Raw genomic sequence first — 20,514 nt, forward strand, 5'->3', positions numbered from 1 at the left:
GCTGGTCGGGGGCGGAGGGGTGTGGCAGACTGTTGCTCGTGATCAAGAGCTGTCAGGAGTGTTGTCGCGGCTGAAACCGCGCCCGGCGTCGTACGCCGAGCGGTCGGCCGATCTTCGCCAACCCCTGCTCGACTCGATCACCTCTGAGGACTCCCTCGCCATGACTCTCGCATTCTCTGCCCCCGTCACCACCTCGTACCGCCCGGTCCCGCTGTCGTTGCAGGCCCACCAGTACCGTTCCGCCGTCGCCGCCGGCGCGACGGCCGTCGACCTGCGCAGCACGGCCGACCGGAGTGCGGGCGGCGCACTGATCGGCGCGCTCGCCGTCGACGTCGACGAGGCGCTCGACCTGCTGGCTCCCGACTCCGACCGCCGGCTGCGCGCTGCGACCGCGGACGCGCGCTGGCTGCTCATCTCCGACGACGGCTACGACGCCGAGATGCTCGCCTGGCACCTGCAGGCGCGGGGTGTGCGCGGCGCCCAGTTCGTCGTCGGCGGGCACGCGGCGTTGCGGTCGGCGCGGGTCGGCGGAAGCATCGGCGACGACGCGCTCGGCCTGTTCGACACACACTGACCCGCTGATTGGTCTTGCCCCTGGTGGGCCGCATAACCTGGGGTGCGTGACTGACCAGGTTTCCAGCGCCCCGATGACCGAATCCGCCGCCGACCAGACGCCCGAACAGGTGCGGGTCCGCCAGGAGAAGCGCGAGCGCATCCTCGACGAAGGTCGTCAGGCGTACCCGGTCTCGGTGGCGCGCACGCACAGCCTCGCGGAGATCCGCGCCGCCTACCCCGACCTGGAGGCAGGCACCGAGACCGGCGACAAGGTCGGCGTCGCCGGCCGGATCATCTTCCTGCGCAACAAGGGCAAGCTCTGCTTCGCCACCCTCCAGGAGGGCGACGGCACCCAGCTGCAGGCGATGATCTCGTTCAACGGCGTCGGCGAAGAGGCGCTCGCGCGGTGGAAGGCCGACACCGACCTCGGCGACATCGTCTTCGTCCACGGCGAAGTGATCAGCTCCCGGACGGGCGAGCTGTCGATCATGGCCGACTCGTGGGAGATGGCGTCCAAGGCGCTGCGCCCGCTGCCGGTCGCGCACAAGGAGATGAACGAGGAGTCGCGCGTCCGTCAACGCTACGTCGACCTCATCGTTCGCCCCGAGGCCCGTGCCATCGCCCGCACGCGCGTCGAGGTGATGTCGCAACTGCGCAAGTTCATGACCGACCGCGGCTTCCTCGAAGTCGAGACGCCGATGCTGCAGACCCTGCACGGCGGCGCCGCGGCCCGCCCCTTCGTCACCCGCTCCAACGCCTTCGACATGGACCTCTACCTGCGGATCGCGCCGGAGCTGTTCCTCAAGCGCTGCGTGGTCGGCGGCATCGAGCGCGTCTTCGAGGTCAACCGCAACTTCCGCAACGAGGGCGCCGACTCCACGCACTCGCCCGAGTTCGCGATGCTCGAGACCTACCAGGCCTACGGCACCTACGACGACGCCGCCGTCATGATCCGCGAACTGGTGCAGTCCGTGGCGATGGGCGCGCTGGGCACCCTGACCCCGACCATGCCCGACGGCAGCACCTACGACCTGTCGGGCGAGTGGACCACGCTGTCGATGTACCCGTCGCTGTCGGAGGCGCTGGGCGAGGAGATCGTCCCCGCACAGACCTCGGTGGAGGACCTGCTGAAGATCGCCGACCGCGTCGGCCTCGACGTCCCGAAGGACAAGGGCTACGGGCACGGCAAGCTCGTCGAAGAACTGTGGGAGCACCTCGTCGGCGACAAGCTCGACGAGCCTGTCTTCGTCCGCGACTTCCCGGTCGAGACCTCGCCGCTGGTCCGCGCGCACCGCAGCATCCCGGGCGTGGTGGAGAAGTGGGACCTGTACGTGCGCGGGTTCGAGCTGGCGACCGGCTACTCCGAGCTCGTCGACCCGATCATCCAGCGCGAACGGTTCGTCGACCAGGCTCGTCTGGCTGCGGCCGGCGACGACGAGGCGATGGTTCTCGACGAGGAGTTCCTGGCCGCGATGGAGCACGGGATGCCGCCGACCGCAGGCACCGGCATGGGTATCGACCGTCTGCTGATGGCGCTGACCGGTCTCGGGATCCGGGAGACCGTCCTGTTCCCGTTGGTGAAGCCGCACCAGAGCTGACCCGGTGCCCCGCACCGGGGCAGAAGTCGCACCGAACCCGAAGGGGCAAGGCCGACATACGGTACGTTTTTCTGAAAAGAGGAACGGAGCACATTCATGCTGGGTGCGTTGGGCGGTACGTTCGGATACGCGATGGGGCTGGCTCTGAGCCCCATCGCGATCACCACGATCCTGGTCCTGCTGACCGGCGAGCGACGCGGCCACCTGCGCGGCTTCGTCTTCGCCATCGGGTGGTTCATCGGCGTCTTCGTCATCACGCTGGTCCCGATGCTGCTGACCGACGTCGCGCACGACGACGATCCGTCGGGGACCGAGACCGGCCTGGACGTGCTGCACCTGGTCTTCGCCGCGGTCTTCTTCATCCTGGCCGTCATCACGTGGATCAAACGTCCCGCCCACGATCGCGTCCACGCCGCGGAACCGGCGCCCGTGGGGGCCGAGGCGACCGACCCGAGGCGCGATGCGCTCGTCCATGAAGCGGTCGACCTGGAACCCTCCGACAAGAAGGGCTTCCTGTCGCGGATCGACGACCTCGGGGTGTGGGCGTGCCTCGGTCTGGGCATCGCGCAGGCGATCATCATCCTCAAAGACATTCCGCTGGGCATCAGCGCGGGCTCCGCGCTCGGCGCGACCGACCTGACCGACGCCGGACAGGTGGTGTCGGTGCTCGTCTTCGCGGTGCTCGCCTCGCTGACCCTGCTGCTTCCGCTGCTCGTGTCGGTGCTCGGCGGCGCCAGAGTCGATGACGCGCTGCGCGAGTGGCGGCGGTGGATCGAGGCCAACATGACCGCGATCACGCTGGTCGTGCTGCTGGTGGTCGGCGTGATCTTCCTCGGGCAGGGGCTCGGCGTCGCCGGGTGAACCGGCCCCACCCCCGACGCGAGTAGAGAGCGCGACCTACGGGATCAGCCGGATCCGCCGGGCGTTGACGACGGCCTCGAAGCGGGTGGCGGCGTCGAGCTTGCCCATCAACGACTTCACATGACCTTTGACGGTGTACAGGCCGATGCCCAGACGCTGGGCGATCGCCGGATTGCTCAGGCCGACGCCGAGCAGGCTCAGCACATCCTGTTCGCGCGCGGTGAGCCGGACGGCGACCGGTTCGACGGGTGCCTGACCGGCGAGTTCGGCGGCGATCTCGAGCATCTGCAGGCGCAGCGACTCGTCGTCGACGTTGTCGGCCAGGCTCCGCAGCCGGGCGTGGGAGTCCTGCACGCGGGTGCGCCACGCGCTCAGCTCGCGTTCCTCGGCGTCATCGTGCAACACACCAAGGACATCGGAGACGGTGAGCTGCTGCTCGACGGCGCGCGCCTCGTCGGCCACGGCGTCGAGGGCGAGGTCGAGCTGATCGTGCCGGAACCGCTTGGCGGCGTAGAGAACGCCGATGTGCTTGCGGCCCACGATGATCGGCGCGGCGACCATCGAGTAGAGCCGCTCGGCGCGAATGATCGCGTCGTAGGTGTGGGTGATCAGCGGCGACTCGATGTAGTCGTGCAGCGCGGTCGCGCGCCGACGGTCCAGGACGCGCCCGCCGAGTCCGTGACCGTAATCGAGTCGGACGCCGCGCAGCGGTCCCACCACGTCGCCGTCGAAGTAGCTCAGCTCGATGGTCGCCTCGGGTGCGGGCTGCTGGGTGTCGGACACGACGCGGCCGGCGAAGGCCAGACTCGCGCCGCTGTGTCTGCGCAGCCGTTCCAGCGGTCGGCGCAGCTGCCGGGCGAGCTCGTCGTGGGGTGCACCCCTCTTCGGAGGGTTGCCGGTGCTTCGGGTCACAACGATGATTGTCCCAGATCCTGCCGTCTATCCGAGTGGAGAGTCCGATGAACGCCGAACAGCAGACCCGAGCGTGGCTGACCGAGTACCGGTCACCGCAGGCGAGTGCCGCTCACCTGCTGTGCGACCGGCACCCCGCTGACGCCGTCGCGTTCACCCTGGTGGAGCCGGACCTGTCGGCGGAGTCGATGACCTGGGGGCAGCTGGCCGACGAGTCGCGCCGGATGGCGACCGTTCTGGCGGCCGAGGGCGTCCAGCGCGGCGAGTGCGTTCCGGTGCTGCTCGGCAAGCGCCGCGCCCTGGTGGTGACGCTGCTCGCGCTCTGGCGCCTCGGCGCCGTGCACGTCCCGCTGTTCACCGCGTTCGCGACCGGCGCGGTCGAACTGCGGACCGAGGGGTCGGGCGCGAAGCTGGTGGTCACCGACGCCTCGCAGCGCAGCAAGGTCGATCCGATCGACGCGGTCACCGTCCTCGACGCCGACGAGCTGGTGGCGCGCGCCGCCACCGCCGAGCCGCTCGCCGAATCGGTCGCGATCGGCGGCGACGGGACGCTGGTGCAGCTGTACACCTCGGGCACCACGGGCAAGCCGAAGGGCGTGCCGGTGCCGCTGTTCTGCCTCGCGTCGTTCCAGACCTACCTGCACTACTCGCTCGACGTGACCGAAGAGGACGTCTTCTGGAACGCCGCCGACCCCGGCTGGGCATACGGCCTCTACTACGCGCTGCTGGCGCCGATGGTCGCCGGTCGCACCAGCCTGCTGCTGAACCAGGGGTTCACACCCGAGTCGACGGTCGAGGTGATCCGTCGTTTCGGTGTCACCAACTTCGCCGCGGCGCCCACCATCTACCGCGCCATGCGCGCCGGGTCGGACCTCGACGGCATCACGCTGCGCCGCGCGTCGTCGGCCGGTGAGCCGCTGACCCCGGACATCGTCGCGTGGGGCGTGGCCGAACTCGGCTGCGAGGTGCGCGATCAGTACGGCCAGACCGAGCTCGGCATGGTGATCGGCAACCACTGGCATCCCGAACTGGCGCAGCCGCTCCGGCCCGGCTCCATGGGGCAGCCGATGCCCGGGTACGCCGCGGGCATCGTCGACGGGCAGATCGCGATCGACGTGCCGGGCAGCCCGCTGCTGTGGTTCTCCGGCTACGACGCCGCCCCCGAGAAGACCGCCGAACGCTACACCGCCGACGGGCGCTGGTACCTGACCGCCGACACCGGGCAGGTCGACGACGAGGGCTACTTCGCCTTCACCTCGCGTGACGACGACGTCATCCTGGCCGCCGGCTACCGCATCGGGCCGTTCGACGTCGAGAGCGTGCTGGCCGGACATCCGTCGGTCAACGAGGTCGCCGTCGTCGGCCGCCCCGACCCGGAGGGCATCCGCGGCGAGGTGGTCGAGGCGTTCGTCGTGCTGCGCAGCGGCTTCGTCGGCGACGACGCCCTGGCCGACGAACTCAAGAAGCTGGTCCGCGACGAGTACTCCAAGCACGCCTACCCGCGGACCGTGCACTTCGTCGACTCGCTGCCCAAGACGCCGAGCGGCAAGATCCAGCGGTTCATCCTGCGTCGCGAAGGCGCATAACGGTTTCAGACGGATGAGACTGTCGTTCGGTGCCACCTGTGGCACCGAACGACAGTCTCATGCGTTTCAGCTCATGTCGCGCTTGAGGATCTTGCCCGAGGCGTTGCGGGGGAAGGCGTCGACGACCTCGACGACGCGCGGGGCCTTGAAGTTCGCCAGGTGCTCGCGGGCGTAGGCGATCACCGCGGCGGGGTCGATCCGCACGCCCTCCTTGACGGTCAGGAAGGCCTTGCCAACCTCGCCCAGCCGGTCGTCGGGAACGCCGATGACCGCGGCCTCGGTGACGCCAGGGAAGCGGGTCAGCACCTGCTCCACCTCGGCCGGGTAGACGTTGAAGCCGCCGCAGATGTACATGTCCTTGAGGCGGTCGGTGATCATCAGGTTGCCGCGGTCGTCGAGCTCGCCGATGTCGCCGGTGTGCAGCCAGCCGTCGGCGTCGATGGTCTCGGCGGTCGCCTCGGGGTTGTCGAGATAGCCGCGCATCACCATCAATCCGCGGGTCAGCACCTCGCCCTGGTCCGACAGCTTCACCTCCATCCCGTCGAACACCCGGCCGCAGGTGGTCGCGACGGTGACGGCGTCGTCGTCGGGCCGGCAGGTGGTGATGAATCCGCTGGTCTCGGTCTGCCCGTAGGCGGTCACGACGGTCTCGACGCCGAGGTCGGACTGCAGTCGCTCGATCAGGACGACGGGCACGATGGTCGCGCCGGTGACGATCAGGCGCAGGCTCGACAGGTCGTAGTCGGCGCGGGCGGGGTCGTCGAGGATGGTCTGGAAGATGGTCGGCGCGCCCGGGAAGACGGTGATCTGGTCGGCGGCCACCTTCTTCATCGACACGCTGGGGGAGTAGACCGCCAGCGGGTACATCGCGGTGCCGAACAGCAGCGACGGCAGGATCCCCGCCTTGTAACCGAAGGTGTGGAAGTACGGGTTCACCATCAGATAGCGGTCGGTCTCGGTGAGCCGGCCGTTGGCGCCCCAGGCGTGCGAGCCGTGCACCGTCTGCCGGTGCTCGGCCATCACGCCCTTCGGCGCGCCGGTGGTGCCGGAGGTGAACAGGATGTCGGACAGATCGTCCTCGCGGACGGCGGCGGCGCGGTCGCGAGCCTGCCCGATCAGCTCCGGCGTCGCCGAACCCATGACGGCGTCCCAGGTCAGGGCGCCGTCGGCGGCCGCGTCGTCGTCGAGGGGGATCGAGACGATGGTCCGACCGTCGGGGATCGACGACCCCAGCACCTCCGCGAGCCGGTTGATGCCGGCGAACTCACCCGAGACGACGACGACCTTCGCGCCCGATCGATCGATGATGTCGGAGGCCTCGCTGACGGTGTAGCGAGTGTTGAGCGGGATCAGGACGGCGCCCGCGTACTGGATGCCGAGCGCGGCGATTGGCCAGTGGTAGCTGTTGGGCGCCCAGAGCGCGACGCGGTCGCCGTGGCCGACGCCGAGGTCGATCAGGCCGGCGGCGAACGCTCGGACGCGGTCGGCCAGCTGGGGCCAGGTGAGCGAGACGGGCTCACCCCACTGGTCGTCGACGATCGCGACGCCGTCGGGCCACTGCGTTTCGGCACGATGCAGGGCGGCGGGGGTGGTCAACGGGTTCGGGAGCATATCCAAAACCTAGCAAATGCTTGGTAGGTTAAGCTAGCGGTATGACGACGATCAATCTCGCCGATCGCACCGTCGATCTGGGCGAATGGGCAGCGGCGACGCGCGATGCCGGAACAGTCTTCGCCGAGGCCGTGCGCGAATGGCTCACCGACAACCTCGTCGGCGAGTTCGCCGAACTCCGCGGCCGCGGCGGCCCGGGCAGCGAACACGAGTTCTTCGAGCAGCGGCTGCAGTGGGACCGCCACCTGGCCGCCTCCGGCTGGACGTGCCTGGGTTGGCCCGTCGAACACGGCGGCCGCGGCGCGACCATCGAGCAGCGCATCATCTTCCACCAGGAGTATGCGCGCGCCAACGCCCCCGCGCGGGTCAATCACCTCGGTGAGGAACTGCTCGGCCCCACGCTGATCGAGTACGGCACACCCGAGCAGCAGCAGCGCTTCCTGCCCGGCATCGTCAACGTCACGCAGCTGTGGGCGCAGGGCTACTCCGAACCCGGCGCGGGCAGCGATCTCGCCGGCGTGGCGACCTCGGCCGTCCTCGACGGCGACGAGTGGAAGATCAACGGACAGAAGATCTGGACCTCGCTCGCGCACCTGTCGCAGTGGTGCTTCGTCATCGCCCGCACCGAGAAGGGCTCGCTCCGGCACAAGGGCCTGAGCTTCCTGCTGGTCCCGCTCGACCAGCCCGGCGTCACCATCCGCCCCATCCAGCAGATCACCGGCACGTCCGAGTTCAACGAGGTCTTCTTCGACGACGCCCGCACCGACGCCGACCTGATCGTCGGACAGTCCGGCGACGGCTGGAAGGTCGCGATGGGACTGCTGCAGTTCGAGCGCGGCGTCTCCACCCTCGGCCAACAGGTCGGCTTCCGGCGCGAACTCGACAACATCATCGACATCGCCCGCGCCAACGGCGCCATCGACGACCCCGAGATCGCGACGCGACTGCGTCGCGCCAAGGTCGGGCTCACTGTCATGGAAGCCAACGCCAAGCGCACACTGTCCGGCGACATCGTCTCCGAAGCCGGCGCCGCCTCCGTCACCAAGCTGCTGTGGGGCAACTGGCACCGCGACCTCGGCGAACTCGCCGTCGCCGTGGTCGGAGCGCCGTCGCTCATCGGCCCCGCCGCCACCACCGAAGGTCGGGCCAACGACATCGCCGACCCCGAGAACGTCGAACTCGACGAATGGCAACGACTCCTGCTCTTCACCCGCGCCGACACCATCTACGGCGGCTCCAACGAAGTGCAGCGCAACATCATCGCCGAGCGCGTGCTCGGCCTTCCCCGAGAGGCACGCCCGTGACCCGACCCGTTTCCCCCCTCGCGACCCCGCCGGAAGAGATCCCCGGACACAACCTCCTCGCAGGCAAGAAGGTGGTCGTCACCGCCGCCGCGGGCACCGGCATCGGCTTCGCCACCGCCCGCCGCGCACTCCTGGAAGGCGCCGACGTCCTCGTCTCCGACTTCCACGAGCGACGCCTCGGCGAGACCGTCGAGAAGCTGTCCGCCGAGTTCGCCGACCGGCAGGTCACCTCGTTCGTGTGCGACGTCTCCAGCACCGAGCAGGTCGACGCCCTCGTCGCATCGGCCGCGCAGCAGCTCGGCCGCATCGACGTGATGGTCAACAACGCGGGCCTGGGCGGCGAGACGCCGGTCGCCGACATGACCGACGAGCAGTGGGATCGCGTCGTCGACATCACGCTCAACAGCACCTTCCGCGCCACCCGCGCGGCGCTGCGCTACTTCCGCGACGCCGGTCACGGCGGCGTCCTGGTCAACAACGCCTCCGTCCTCGGCTGGCGCGCCCAGCGCGGACAGGCCCACTACGCCGCAGCCAAGGCCGGCGTCATGGCGCTGACCCGCTGCTCGGCCGTCGAGGCCGCCGACTACGGCGTCCGCATCAACGCCGTCGCCCCGTCGATCGCCAAGCACCCCTTCCTGGCGAAGGTCACCACCGACGAACTGCTCGACGAACTGGCCTCCCGCGAGGCCTACGGTCGCGCCGCCGAGGTCTGGGAGATCGCCGCGACCATCGCGATGCTGGCCAGCGACTACACCACCTACCTGACCGGCGAGATCGTCTCGATCTCCAGCCAGCGCGCCTGACCGCGATCCCGCCCCGCCACCTCCCGCCCCATTAGGAGAACCTCATGAGCACACCCCAGGCCTACATCGTCGACGCCGTCCGCACCCCGGTCGGCAAGCGACGCGGCTCCCTCGCCGAAGTCCATCCCGCAGACCTCGGCGCCCACGTCATCAAGGCCATCGTCGAACGCACCGGCATCGACCCCGAGGTCGTCGACGACGTCGTCTTCGGCTGCGTCGACACCGTCGGCCCCCAGGCAGGCAACATCGCCCGCACCGCGTGGCTCACCGCAGGCATGCCCCTCGGCGTCCCCGGCACCACCGTCGACCGCCAGTGCGGATCGAGCCAGCAGGCCATCCACTTCGCCGCCCAAGGCGTCATGAGCGGCACCCAGGACGTGGTCCTAGCCGGCGGCGTCCAGAACATGAGCGCCATCCCCATCAGCCAGGCCATGATCGCCGGCCAGGAACTCGGCTTCACCACCCCCACCGCCGAGTCGAAGGGCTGGACCGAGCGTTTCGGCGATCAGGAGATCAGCCAGTTCGTCGGCGCCGACATGATGGCCAAGAAGTGGGGCATCAGCCGCCTCGACATGGAGCAGTGGTCGCTGCAGAGCCACCAGCGCGCCAAGGCCGCCATCGCCGCCGGGCACTTCGACAATGAATACGTCCCGCTCGGCGACTGCGTCGTCGACGAGTGCCCGCGCGAGACCTCGCTGGAGAAGATGGCCTCCCTCGACGTCCTCGCCGAAGGCTCCGACCTGACCGCCGCCGTCGCCTCGCAGATCTGCGACGGCGCCTCGGCCACCCTCGTCGTCTCCGAGAAGGCGCTCAAGGAGTACGGGCTCACCCCGCGCGCCCGCATCCACCACATGACCGTCCGCGGCGACGACCCCGTCATGATGCTGTCCGCACCCATCCCGGCCACCAAGTGGGCGCTGGAGAAGACCGGCATGAGCATCGACGACATCGACGTCGTCGAGATCAACGAGGCCTTCGCGCCCGTCGTCCTGGCCTGGCTCAAGGAGACCGGCGCCGACCCCGCGCGCGTCAACCCCAACGGCGGCGGCATCGCCCTCGGCCACCCCCTCGGCGCCACCGGCGCCAAGCTGTTCGCCACGCTGCTCAACGAACTCGAACGCACCGGCGGCCGCTACGGCCTGCAGACCATGTGCGAAGGCGGCGGCACCGCCAACGTCACCATCATCGAGCGCCTGGGCTGACGAGCACCCAGGACGGCATTGAGCGCCTGAGCCGACACCCACGACGGCGAAACGAATCTGCCGACCCCCGAACCGCCCCGGAGCCACGCGCACCGGGGCGGTTCGCATTCGTTACACAATTCCGTGACTGATCCGTTTTGGGCGAAAGGGGCACGATTACGTGCTGTGTCCACCTGCCGCGTATCGTCCGAACGGATGCAGAAAGTGTGATTCACGTCCAATCCGTCGGATGTGGATTTTGTGCATCACCGCTCGATACCAATGATCTGGAAGGAATTGTCATGGGCAACATCGATCCCCTGCTCGACCTGGCGAAGACCATCAACGCGGTGCTGGGCGACGCCGGCTCCACCAGCGAGGGTGGCAGCTACGGCATCAGCAACGAAGGCGGCGGCGCAGCCTGAGGTCTGACGCTATGACGTCGACGGACCGCGGCCGGGTCGCGACTCCCCACGGGGGTCGCGGCCCGGCCGTCTCCGCGCGCGGCGGCCGCGATGATCTGCCGCCGGTGCAGATCATGTCGGTCGGCGAACTGGCCGAAGCGGCCGCGCTGGTCGGCGACGCGCTCGTGGAGGTGCCCGTGTTCGACTGGGTGCTCGGCGAGTCCGCCGACGACCTGGCCGCGCGCGAACTGCTCGCCGAGGTGCTGTTGGCGCCGATGGCCGCCGCCGGGCGGATGCTCGGCGTGCGCGGGAGCGGCGACGGCCGGCTGGTCGGAGTCCTCGCCTGGCAGCCGCCGGATGAGGGGAGCGCGCCCGACCCCGCGGCACTGCGGGCCGACGCCGAACGACTGATGGCCCGACCGGGGATGGCGCGCCGCCTCGTCGAACTCTGGCGACGGGACCTGATGCCCGCACCGGCCCCGACCTCGGTGAGCATCCCGATCGCCGCGCTGGCGCCGCACTCGCGCGGCGGCGACCTGCTGGCCTCCCTCGTCCGCCCGGTCGAGGAGTACTGCACCGAGCGCGACTGCTCGTTCTACGTCTGGACCGGCGTCGAGAAGCTGCGTGAGGCATTTGCGCGCGGTTGGCGATTGACGGAATTCGACCGAGTCGAACTCGGCGACGGCACCGCACTGTACGGTCTCGTCAGTGAGATCGCACCCCTCGCCGTCCGGACGTGAGGGCCGCCCGGACAGCACCCGCGGCGCCGACGGTCGGCACCGCCAGCACTACGCCGCGCGACGATTCGCGTGAAGGAGAAAACTGTGAAGTTCAAGCACCGTCGACGTCTCTCGGCCGTCCTGGTCAGCGCGGCCGCCCTGATGGGTTCGGCGACCGTCGGACTGGTGTCCGCGGGCGCGGGCGTCGCAGCCGCGACGCCGGCCGCCGGCCAGCAGGAGCGCGACATCACCGTCCACTCCGCGGCGATGGGGCGCGACATCCCGCTGACCGTGCTCTCGCCGAAGGACACCTCGCGCCCGGCCCCCGTGCTGTACCTGCTCAACGGCGCCGGCGGCGGTGAGGACTCCGCGACCTGGCAGCGCAACACCGACGTCGTGAAGTTCTTCGCCGACAAGCACGTGTACGTCGTGATCCCGATGCAGGGCGCCTTCACCTACTACACCGACTGGATCAAGGCCGACGAGCGACTCGGCGTCAACAAGTGGTCGACCTTCCTGGCGAAGGAGCTCCCGGCGGCGATCGACGGGCGCTACCGGACCACCGGCAAGAACGCGATCGCCGGGATCTCGTCGTCGGCCACCTCGGTGCTGAACCTGGCCATCCAGAACAAGGGCCTGTACAAGGCGGTCGGCTCGTACAGCGGGTGCGCGAGCACGTCGACCGAGTACGGACAGCTGTTCATCCGGCTCGTCACCGAGGTCCGCGGCGAGGCCGACACCCGGAACATGTGGGGACCGTACGACGGCCCGCTGTGGAAGAAGAACGATCCGGTGCTCAACGCGGCGGGTCTGCGCGGACTGTCGTTGTACCTGAGCACGGCGACCGGCCTGCCGGGTGAGCACGACAACCTCGCGGAGGTCCCCGACGTGTCGAAGCTGGGCGACCGGATCATCGTCGGCGGGGCCATCGAGGCGGCCACCAAGCTGTGCACCGAGGAGCTGGCCTCGCGGCTGCAGCAGCTCAACATCCCGGCGACCGTCGACCGGCCGATCGCGGGCACCCACTCGTGGCCCTACTGGCAGGACCAGCTGCACAAGTCGTGGCCGCAGCTCTCCCGGGCGATCCGCTGACCTTCGGCACTGTGATTCGAACCACCACGTGGCTACACTTGGGATGACTGAGGGAATTCGTCTCAAAGTGTTCGAGTGACTCGTGAGTGGGAGAGTGTCATGACCAAACCGGCAGACGTGGTGGTGCGCGCGGGCGACAAGGTGTCGTCGGAGTCGCACACGATGGAAGAACTGCTCGAGATCCAGAAGGCGGCCTTCCTCCGGGACGGGATCCCCGACGCCGCGACGCGCATCGACCGCATCAACCGGCTCGGCCAGCTGCTGCTCGACCACGCCGACGAGATCACCGAGGCGCTGACCGCCGACTTCGGGACCCGTCCGCGGGATCTGTCGATCGCCGCCGACGTCGCGGGCTGCATGATCGACCTCGCCCACCAGCGGCGGGGAGCCGAGAAGTGGATGAAGGAGACCAACGTCGCCAAGGTGGCCGGTCTGCTCGGTTTCAAGCAGCGGCTGCGGCGCGACCCGCTCGGCGTCGTCGGCATCATGGGGCCCTGGAACTTCCCGCTGCAGCTGACGATCGTGCCGGCCGCTTCGGCCTTCGCCGCGGGCAACCGCGTGCTGATGCGGCCGTCGTCGATCACCGCCAAGACCACCGATGTGATCGCGCGGGTGGCGCCGGACTACTTCTCGATCGAGGAGCTGGCGGTCATCACCAGCAAGCACGGCGGCGGGTCGGACTTCGCCAAGCTCAAAGTCGACCACATGTTCTTCACCGGCTCGCCGGAGGTCGGTTCGTCCGTGGCGCAGGAGGCGGCCAAGAACCTGGTCCCGGTCACCCTCGAACTGGGCGGCAAGAACCCCGCGATCGTCGACAAGACCACCGACATCGGCAAGGCGGCCACCTTCCTGGCCGATGCGCGGATGGTGAACGGCGGCCAGGTGTGCCTATGCCCCGACTACGTGTTCGTGCCGGAGGAGAAGGTCGGCGAGTTCACCGAGAAGGTGATCGCGCGCTGGACCAAGAACTTCCCGACCATCGTCGCCAATGAGGACTACACCTCGACGATCAACGAGAAGAACTACAACCGCATCGTCGGGCTGATCGAGGACGCCGAGACCCTCGGCGCCGCCAAGCTGCAGGTCAAGCCTGCGGGCGAGGAGCTCCCGAACGCAGCCGCGCGCAAGATCCCGCCGACGCTGCTCACCGGCGTCAAGGCGGGCATGAAGATCGAGGACGACGAGGTCTTCGGCCCGGTGCTGACGGTGTATCCGTACCGCGAGTTGTCGGAGGCGATCGACAAGATCAACTCCGCCGGGCATCCGCTGACCCTGTACTGGGTGGGCGAGGACAACGAGAACCTCAAGACGGTCGCCGACAACACCCGCAGCGGCTCGATCTCGGGCAACGACTTCGCGCTGCACCTGCTGTCGCAGGGGCTGCCCTTCGGCGGCGTCGGCCGCTCGGGCATGGGCAACTACCACGGCGAGTTCGGCTTCAACACCTTCAGCCACGCGCGGGCCGTCACCGTCTCGACGCTGCCGATCTCGTTCGCCGAGCTGATGGTCGCGCCGTTCACCAAGCGCGACAAGCGCTCGACCGAGATGCAGATGAAGTTCTGGCGCTTCCTCAACGGTCGTGCCATGAAGAAGTCGGCCAAGCGGAGGGCCGCCGGGAAACGCTGATCGCAGCCCGTCCGTCAGCCCGTACGTTGGTGCGCCCCGTCTGAGCAGTGTTCGCTGTTCGGGCGGGGCGCACCGTCGTTCCCGCCGACGGCGCGTGTGCGACCATGTCTGGGTCGCGCGGCGGGTCGGCCGGGCCGCGTCGGCCGGTGTCCACCCGCGCCTCGACTCCGGGGTCACCGGCGTTACCAACCAAGCATTTGTTAGGGTGGAGGGAGTCGTACGAGGAGGCATGGTGGCGGCGAAGACATCGGCGAGCGGACTCAGTCGTCGAGAAGAACTGCTGGGGATCGCCGGACAGCTGTTCGCCGACCGCGGTCTGCGGTCGACGACGGTCCGCGACATCGCCGACGCCGCAGGGATCCTGTCGGGCAGCCTGTACCACCACTTCGACTCCAAGGAATCGATGGTCGACGAGCTGCTGCGCGACTTCCTCGACGCACTGTTCGCCCGCTACCGCGAGATCACCGATGCGGGAACGTCGGCCACCGACACCATCCGCCAGCTCGTCATCGCCTCCTTCGAGGCCATCGACTCGCGCCACACCGCGGTGGCGATCTACCAGAACGAAGCGCGACAACTGGCCGGTCAGGAGCGTTTCGAGTACATCGGCGAACGCAACCTCGAGTTCCGCAGGCTGTGGGAGTCCGTGCTGCGCCGCGGCGTCGACGAAGGCGACTTCCGGGCCGACCTCGACATCGACCTGGTCTACCGCTTCATGCGCGACACCGTCTGGGTCGCGGTCCGCTGGTACCAGCCCGGCGGCTCGAAGACCGTCGAGCAGATCGCCGATCAGTACCTGTCGATCGTCCTCGACGGAATCCTCCCGCGCTGACACCCTCCCCGGCGGGCCTGCGCCGCGTAGGGTCGAAGGTCCTGGAGCGGTTGGAGGTCGACGATGCCGGTGACGAGGGAAGAACGCTATTCGCTGGGTGCCGGGGGCGACGACCCGAACGACCGCTGGCAGGAGATGCTGTCGCTGACGCACATGCCGTGGACCACGCGCATCGACCCCGGCCCGGAACCCTTCGAAGCCGACATCGAACGATGGCGGATCGGGGACCTCGCGCTCGTCGACTGCGACTGCTCACCGTGCTCGGGCACCCGGCAGCGCAGGCAGATCGGCGCGACCGAGGGCGAGTTCTTCGTCGTCCTGATGACGCGCAGCGGCCGGGAGTCGGTCAGCCAGGGCGAGACGGCGATCGAGCTGGGACCCGGTGACATCCTCGCGTGGGACAGCGACACGCCCGCGCGGTTCGCGGTCCTGGAACAACTGTCCAAGCGCAGCCTGGTGATACCCCGGTCGGCGCTGGAAGAGGTGGGCTGCCTGCCCTGGGCCCGGCCCGGTTTCATCCGGCCGGACGCTGCCGCGACCCAACTGCTCGTCGGCTACCTCGACACGCTCGCCGGTTCGCTGCCGCGGTTGTCGGCCGGTGCGACGACGGCCGCCCGCAACGCCACCCTGGAGCTGCTGGCCGGTGCCCTGCGCCCGGACACCGACGGCATCGGATCGCAGGCCGGACCGGCCCTGCACGATGCGATGGACCGCTTCATCGAGAGCAATCTGCTCGACCGCGCGCTGTCGCCGGGGATGATCGCGTGCGCCCACGGAGTGTCGGTGCGCACGGTGAACCGGGTGTTCAACGCCGCGGGGCAGACGGTCCGCGACACAATCCGGATCCGGCGGCTGGCCCGCGCCCGAGACGAACTCGCGGTCTCGGACACACCGATCGCCGCACTCGCCGACAAGTGGGGCTTCGCCGACGCCAGTCACTTCAGCCGGACCTTCAAGTCGTTCTACGGGACCTCGCCCAGCGATTTCCGCGGCGCCCGCGTTCCCTGAGGCGCCGGTTGGCGCGCAGATTCCACAGGATGGCCGAACTGAACATTCCAGCGACCCCGCCGATCACGAGAGACTTCCAATCACAGCTCGCTCGAGGCGCCCCGTCCCTCGAGCGGGCTGTCCCGAATCTCATCATCTGCGGTCGAAGGGAAGTGTTCGGTCATGGCACGTCGTGACGTCGAGTTCAGTGCGGAAGGGGTCGCTCTGCGCGGCTGGTTCTACCCCGGGCACGGCGACCGGACCCGCCCGACGATCGTGATGGCGCACGGATTCTCGGCCGTCAAGGAGCAGTACCTCGACCGGTACGCGGAGGTCTTCGCCGCCGCTGGACTGAATGCGCTGGTCTTCGACAACCGGAACTTCGGCGCCAGCGACGGCGAGCCGCGGCAGGAGATCGACCCGTGGCAGCAGGTCCGCGACTATCGGCATGCGATCACCTATGCGAGCACGCTGCCAGAGGTCGACGTCGACCGCATCGGCGTCTGGGGATCGAGCTACTCCGGCGGACACGTCCTCGTCGTCGCCGCCCTCGACCGCCGCGTCAAAGCCGTCGTCAGTCAGGGCTGCATGGTCGACGGCTACCAGAACCTGCGGCGGCTGACCCGCCCCGACTTCCTCGTCGGCTCGCGCGCGGCCTTCGACGCCGACCGCCTCGCCCGGTTCGCCGGCGAGCCGCCCGCGATGGTTCCGGTGGTCGACGAGAACCCGCTCGCGCCGTCAGCACTCCCGACCGCCGATTCGTACGTCTGGTTCACCGAGAGCGCCGCGACGGTCGCACCGGCATGGCGCAACGAGATCACGCTGCGCAGCGTCGAGATGCTCGGCGAGTACGTGCCCGCCGACTTCATCGAGAAGATCGGGCCCACCCCGCTGCTGATGCTGCCCGCGAGCGACGACGTGCTGTGCCCGACCGAGCTGGCGCTGGCCGCCTACGAACGGGCCCGCGAGCCCAAACGGCTCGAGATCCTGCCGGGCGGACACTTCGACGTCTACCTCGACGGCTTCGACCGATCCAGCTCCCTGGCCCGGGAGTGGTTCGTCGAGCACCTGGGCTGAGCCCGGCGCGGTTCGGGCGCTGCGGGGGCGGCCGCAGCATCGGGGTCGGCTGCGGCCGGGTCTCAGGCCTTCGTCGACGCGGTCACCGTGAACTTCGCGTTGCGCGCGATCTGTCGGGTCGGCCCCACCGTGCGCTCCAGCGTCGGCCGGTACCGCAGGTGCGAGTTCCACACGCACCACAGTTCCCCGCCGGGCGCGAGAGCGCGGGCGGCGTCGGCGAACAGATGCCGGGCGATGCCCGTCGACAGTGCGGCGTCGCTGTGGAACGGGGGATTGAGCAGGATCAGCTCGGCGGCACCGCCGGACACCGTCTCCAACGCGTCGGCCTGCTCCACGCGGACGCGGTCGGCGACCCCGTTGGCCGCGGCGGTCGCGCGAGCCGAGGCGACGGCGGCTGCCGAGCGGTCGGTGGCGAGTACCGAGATCGCGGGTCGGGCGGTGGCCAGGGCGGCCGCCACCACGCCGTTGCCGCAGGCGAGATCGACGGCCGACGATGCGTCGGGCACCGCGGAGCCGGCGACCGAGAGCAGGAACCGGGTGCCGACGTCGAGGCGCGTGCCCGCGAAGACTCCGCCGTGCGCGGCGATCGTGAGACCGAGATCGTCGTGGCGCTCGTGCCGCGGCCAGGTCGGCAGCTGTGCCGCGGCGACGTCGGGGCGCGGTCCGCGCGCCAGCAGGACCCGCGACTTCTGCCGCGCATGGGTGACGTCCACCCGTTCGAAGACCTCGCCGAGGACGCCGTTCATGGTCGGCGACATGTGCTTGATCCGGCCGCCCGCCACCACGATCACCTCGGGGTCGGCGTGCGCGGCGATCAACGCGGCGACCTCGGCGAGCCGATCCAGACCGCGGGGGAGCCGCAGCAGGACGGTGCGCGCCCCGCGGACCACGTCGGCACTGAAGGGCGACTGCTGAACCGCGACACCGTACCGGTCGGCGTTCGCGGCGAGGGCGCGTTCGCCGGTGATCAGATCCTGGTGACTGCGAACCGGATCCGCACCGGCCAGCGCGGCCCCGATCGCCAGCGCTCCGTACCCGTCGTCGATCACCGCGACCGGGCCCGACAGGTGGGCGGCGGCCTCGTCGAGGATGAGCCGGTCGGCGGCGTCGGAGGCGGCCAGGTCGGGGCCGGTCACGTCCGGATCGCGTCGAAGCAGGGAGAAGTCCACCACCAGGAGGCTACCGTCGACCGCCGCGAGTTCCGGAATCCGCGGCGACGGTAGCGTCGAGGGCATGCTGTCGGATTCATCGCCCCTGTCCGCCCCGACGACGGGAGCGGGTCGCAGGCCCCGGGCGATCCCCGTGCCGATGCTGCTCAGCCTGGCCCTGCTGTCGGCCATCGCGCCGCTCGCCACCGACATGTACCTGCCCGGTCTGCCGCGGGTGGTGGACGAGTTGGCGGCGTCGCCGTCGGCGGTTCAGTTGACGCTCACCAGCTTCATGCTGGGGCTCGCGGCCGGACAGCTGCTGATGGGGCCGCTGTCGGACGGGGTGGGACGACGCCGACCCCTGCTGGTCGGCACGGTGCTGCTGACCCTGGCCGGGCTGGGCTGCGCGGTGGCGCCGTCGATCGGGGTGCTGATCGCGGTCCGCTTCCTGCAGGGGCTCACCGGCGGCATGGGCGTGGTGGTCGCCCGCGCGGTGATCGCCGACCGCACCGAGGGCGACCAGGCGGCCAAGCTGTTCAGCATCATGATGATCATCACCAGCGCCGCCCCGGTCGTGGCGCCGCTGCTCGGCGGCGCGCTGGTGGGGCCGATCGGTTGGCGCGGCGTGTTCTACGTCCTCACCGGACTGGCGCTGGTGATGCTGCTGGCCGTGGCCCGCTTCGTGCCCGAGACCCTGCCCGTCGAACGCAGGCACCCGGTGCAGCCGCGGGTGATCGCGCGGAGCTTCGGTTCGGTCCTGGGCGACCGCCTGTACCTGGGGTACACGCTGACCTTCGGGATCGGCTTCGGCGCGATGTTCGGATACATCTCGGCCTCACCGTTCGTCATCCAGGACCTGATGGGCTTCTCGCCCGGGATGTACTCGGTCCTGTTCGCGATCAACGCGCTCGGAATCGGGGCGGCGGGCACCGCCAACACCCGCCTCGTGGGCCGACTCCGGCCGCAGACCCTGCTGGCGATCGGGGTCGGCGTCCTGCTGGTGGTCGGTGCGGCGATGCTCGTCGTCGCGCTGGTCGCGGCCGACGTCCACTGGCTGCTGCTGGTGCTGATGTTCTGCCTCACCTCGACCTTCGGGTTCACCGCGGGCAACGCGACCGCCCTGGCGCTGGGGCAGGTCCGCGACCGCGCGGGCGCCGGTTCGGCGGTCCTCGGCACCCTGCAGTTCACCGTCGGCGCCGTCGTCTCGCCGCTGGTGGGGATCGGCGGCTCCACCAGCGTGCTGCCGATGGCGATCGTCATCTTCACCTGCACGGTGCTCGCGGCGGGAGCGTTCACGACGACGCTGCGGCACCCGGGCGGTCGGGTCAGCGGCTCCCGGCCGTCGGACGCAGCCGCTCGGTGAGCACCGCGACCATCGCGCGGGCGGCGGCCGAGGGATCGGCTCGGCAGGCCAGCGACAGCACGGTGGGGCGCGACTGCGCGATCGGGATCGCCACCAGTCCGTCGCGGCCGCCGGCCATCGACGCGGTGAGCAGGCCGACGCCGCCGCCGAGTTCGGTGAGCGCGAGGACGGTTTCGGGCGAGTAGGCGGCGACCGCCGGCGTCACCGTCGCCCGCTCAGCGACGGCGGTGGCGGCCAGGGCGGCCCGCACCCCGGTCCCGTCGGGCAGCGACAGCACGGTGACCTCCGCCAGCCGGGCCAGGGCGATCCGGTCCCGGCCGGCCCACGGATGGTCGGTCGGAACCACGGCCGCCAGCGGCTCGCGGATCAGCGTGGTGTGAGTGATCGTCGGCGGCAGCGGGTCGGCGTGCGCGACGATGGCGACGTCGAGCCGGCCGCGCGCCAGGTCGGCGATCATCTCGTCGGAGTTCGCCTCGGTCACCGCCACCGACACCTCGGGGTGGGCGAGACGGAAGTCGGCGAAGCCCCGGAGATAGCCGGGGATCGTGCAGCCGATGACGGTGCCCAGCCGCACATGCCCGCGCACCAGGCCGGACAGCTCGTCGGCGGTGGTGGCGATGGCCTGGATCGAGCCCTGGACGGCCCGCGCATGGCGCAGGACGGCCGCTCCCGCCGCCGTCGGCGTCACCGTGCGGCCGGACCGGTCGAACAGGCGGTGGCCGAGTTCGCGTTCGAGTTTGGCGATCTGCGCGCTGACCCCCGACTGGCTGACGTTGAGCTCCGCGGCCGCAGCCGTGAACGACCCGCGGTCGGCCACCGCGACGAGGTAGCGCAGCTGATGCAGTTCCATGACTG

At 69.9% G+C, this 20,514-nt stretch carries 19 protein-coding genes; 15 read left to right on the forward strand and 4 right to left on the reverse strand.

Annotated elements, in window-relative coordinates; genetic code table 11:
• Positions 1-160 precede the first annotated feature (160 nt).
• From AAFO60_RS11145 to AAFO60_RS11155, 3 genes are all read left to right on the forward strand, one after another.
• Complete coding sequence (locus AAFO60_RS11145; protein WP_347956270.1) at positions 161-574, forward strand: rhodanese-like domain-containing protein; 414 nt, start codon at positions 161-163, stop codon at positions 572-574.
• Between the two features lie 73 nt (positions 575-647).
• Entirely contained in the window at positions 648-2,153 is a 1,506-nt protein-coding gene (gene lysS, locus AAFO60_RS11150; protein WP_347956438.1) for a lysine--tRNA ligase, read from the forward strand.
• A 96-nt stretch (positions 2,154-2,249) separates the two neighbouring features.
• The gene (locus AAFO60_RS11155; protein ID WP_347956271.1) at positions 2,250-3,014 is read left to right on the forward strand and encodes a GAP family protein; all 765 of its coding nucleotides are present in this window, start codon (positions 2,250-2,252) and stop codon (positions 3,012-3,014) included.
• A 36-nt stretch (positions 3,015-3,050) separates the two neighbouring features.
• On the opposite strand, the gene AAFO60_RS11160 is transcribed toward AAFO60_RS11155, so the two are convergent.
• Positions 3,051-3,926 carry a helix-turn-helix transcriptional regulator gene (locus AAFO60_RS11160; protein WP_347956272.1) on the reverse strand — a complete coding sequence of 292 codons (876 nt, stop codon included), beginning with the start codon at positions 3,924-3,926 and terminating at the stop codon, positions 3,051-3,053.
• Positions 3,927-3,973: 47 nt separating this feature from the next.
• On the opposite strand from AAFO60_RS11160, the gene AAFO60_RS11165 reads away from it, so the two are divergent.
• Positions 3,974-5,512, forward strand: coding sequence for an AMP-binding protein (locus tag AAFO60_RS11165; protein WP_347956273.1), 1,539 nt, complete (start codon positions 3,974-3,976; stop codon positions 5,510-5,512).
• A 66-nt stretch (positions 5,513-5,578) separates the two neighbouring features.
• On the opposite strand, the gene AAFO60_RS11170 is transcribed toward AAFO60_RS11165, so the two are convergent.
• The gene (locus AAFO60_RS11170) at positions 5,579-7,123 is read right to left on the reverse strand and encodes a FadD3 family acyl-CoA ligase (RefSeq protein WP_347956274.1); all 1,545 of its coding nucleotides are present in this window, start codon (positions 7,121-7,123) and stop codon (positions 5,579-5,581) included.
• Between the two features lie 41 nt (positions 7,124-7,164).
• On the opposite strand from AAFO60_RS11170, the gene AAFO60_RS11175 reads away from it, so the two are divergent.
• From AAFO60_RS11175 to AAFO60_RS11220, 10 genes are all read left to right on the forward strand, one after another.
• Positions 7,165-8,427 carry an acyl-CoA dehydrogenase family protein gene (locus AAFO60_RS11175; protein ID WP_347956275.1) on the forward strand — a complete coding sequence of 421 codons (1,263 nt, stop codon included), beginning with the start codon at positions 7,165-7,167 and terminating at the stop codon, positions 8,425-8,427.
• Positions 8,424-9,230: an SDR family oxidoreductase gene (locus tag AAFO60_RS11180; RefSeq protein WP_347956276.1), complete on the forward strand. Its 807-nt coding sequence runs from the start codon at positions 8,424-8,426 to the stop codon at positions 9,228-9,230. The genes AAFO60_RS11175 and AAFO60_RS11180 overlap by 4 nt, the downstream gene beginning before the upstream one ends.
• A 44-nt stretch (positions 9,231-9,274) precedes the next feature.
• A complete protein-coding gene (locus AAFO60_RS11185) occupies positions 9,275-10,432 on the forward strand; it encodes an acetyl-CoA C-acetyltransferase (RefSeq protein ID WP_347956277.1) in 1,158 nt (385 codons plus the stop codon).
• Between the two features lie 281 nt (positions 10,433-10,713).
• Positions 10,714-10,836: a hypothetical protein gene (locus AAFO60_RS11190; protein ID WP_347956278.1), complete on the forward strand. Its 123-nt coding sequence runs from the start codon at positions 10,714-10,716 to the stop codon at positions 10,834-10,836.
• An 11-nt stretch (positions 10,837-10,847) separates the two neighbouring features.
• On the forward strand, positions 10,848-11,555 hold the full coding sequence (locus AAFO60_RS11195; protein WP_347956279.1) for a hypothetical protein: 708 nt from the start codon (positions 10,848-10,850) through the stop codon (positions 11,553-11,555).
• Between the two features lie 84 nt (positions 11,556-11,639).
• Positions 11,640-12,626: an alpha/beta hydrolase gene (locus AAFO60_RS11200; RefSeq protein ID WP_347956280.1), complete on the forward strand. Its 987-nt coding sequence runs from the start codon at positions 11,640-11,642 to the stop codon at positions 12,624-12,626.
• A gap of 99 nt (positions 12,627-12,725) precedes the next feature.
• Positions 12,726-14,252, forward strand: a complete 1,527-nt coding sequence (locus tag AAFO60_RS11205; RefSeq protein WP_347956281.1) for an aldehyde dehydrogenase family protein — start codon at positions 12,726-12,728, stop codon at positions 14,250-14,252.
• Between the two features lie 229 nt (positions 14,253-14,481).
• Positions 14,482-15,084: a TetR/AcrR family transcriptional regulator gene (locus AAFO60_RS11210; protein WP_347956282.1), complete on the forward strand. Its 603-nt coding sequence runs from the start codon at positions 14,482-14,484 to the stop codon at positions 15,082-15,084.
• A 63-nt stretch (positions 15,085-15,147) separates the two neighbouring features.
• A complete protein-coding gene (locus AAFO60_RS11215) occupies positions 15,148-16,092 on the forward strand; it encodes a helix-turn-helix domain-containing protein (protein ID WP_347956283.1) in 945 nt (314 codons plus the stop codon).
• Positions 16,093-16,254: 162 nt separating this feature from the next.
• On the forward strand, positions 16,255-17,148 hold the full coding sequence (locus AAFO60_RS11220; RefSeq protein ID WP_347956284.1) for an alpha/beta hydrolase: 894 nt from the start codon (positions 16,255-16,257) through the stop codon (positions 17,146-17,148).
• Between the two features lie 62 nt (positions 17,149-17,210).
• On the opposite strand, the gene AAFO60_RS11225 is transcribed toward AAFO60_RS11220, so the two are convergent.
• A complete protein-coding gene (locus tag AAFO60_RS11225; RefSeq protein ID WP_347956439.1) occupies positions 17,211-18,317 on the reverse strand; it encodes a class I SAM-dependent methyltransferase in 1,107 nt (368 codons plus the stop codon).
• Between the two features lie 64 nt (positions 18,318-18,381).
• Here AAFO60_RS11225 and AAFO60_RS11230 point away from each other — a divergent pair, with 64 nt between their 5' ends.
• Complete coding sequence (locus AAFO60_RS11230; RefSeq protein ID WP_347956285.1) at positions 18,382-19,659, forward strand: multidrug effflux MFS transporter; 1,278 nt, start codon at positions 18,382-18,384, stop codon at positions 19,657-19,659.
• Here the strand turns inward: AAFO60_RS11230 and AAFO60_RS11235 are convergent.
• A complete protein-coding gene (locus AAFO60_RS11235; RefSeq protein ID WP_347956286.1) occupies positions 19,622-20,509 on the reverse strand; it encodes a LysR family transcriptional regulator in 888 nt (295 codons plus the stop codon). The two genes, AAFO60_RS11230 and AAFO60_RS11235, sit on opposite strands and share 38 nt — an antisense overlap.
• Between the last annotated feature and the right edge of the window lie 5 nt (positions 20,510-20,514).

Source organism: Gordonia aichiensis (genome assembly GCF_039946255.1).
Classification (GTDB): domain Bacteria; phylum Actinomycetota; class Actinomycetes; order Mycobacteriales; family Mycobacteriaceae; genus Gordonia; species Gordonia aichiensis_A.